Annotated in this window: 2 protein-coding genes; one reads left to right on the top strand and one right to left on the bottom strand. The window is 69.5% G+C overall.

All coding sequences use genetic code 11. The features are described 5' to 3' along the window. Window positions 1–196 (bottom strand): hypothetical protein (locus tag A5780_RS07625; RefSeq protein WP_156769348.1); only part of this gene is annotated, 196 nt, incomplete at its 3' end. Between the two features lie 55 nt (window positions 197–251). On the opposite strand from A5780_RS07625, the gene A5780_RS07620 reads away from it, so the two are divergent. Then, on the top strand, window positions 252–514 hold a 263-nt coding region (locus A5780_RS07620), incomplete at its 3' end, for a hypothetical protein (protein WP_156769406.1).

The raw sequence follows: 514 nt of genomic DNA, 5'->3' as shown, positions 1-514 counted from the left end.
AGGTGTACGTGCCGGCGACGCGGCTGCGACACGTCACGAGATACGCGACGACCTGGGTGTCGTCGTTGGGGCTGCGGTGGACGCTGGCGACCGTGCCGATGTTTTTCCTCGCGTCCTGGTCGCCGGGCTCGGCCGGGCCGCCGTCGATGTCGCTCCACCACTCGATGCGATCACCGACCGCGAACACCTCGCCCATACCCGCGACTATCCCACCCCAGCCTCGCCGCGGGCGCGGGTGACAAGCTCGACCGATGCCCGTCGCGCCGCGCACCCGGATCCGGTTGAAGTCACGCGCCGGCCTCTCCGGCGGCGACCGGATCGGCTATGTCGCCCCCGCCGGGCACGCCGCGGTGGTCCGCACCGACTTCGACCACGCCTCCGGCGAACTCGTTCAGGTGTGGTCGAAAACCCCGCCTACCGGCGGGACGGACTGGGTCGTGGTGTGGTGGCCAGGTAACCACTGGACATGGGAGCGCGAAGCCGATCTCGAATTCGTCGACACCAACCCAAATCC

Source organism: Nocardia sp. 852002-20019_SCH5090214 (assembly GCF_001665865.1).
Lineage (GTDB): Bacteria > Actinomycetota > Actinomycetes > Mycobacteriales > Mycobacteriaceae > Nocardia > Nocardia nova.
The sequence above is the reverse complement of the archived record's forward strand: the minus strand, read 5'-3'. Positions and strand labels throughout refer to the sequence as shown.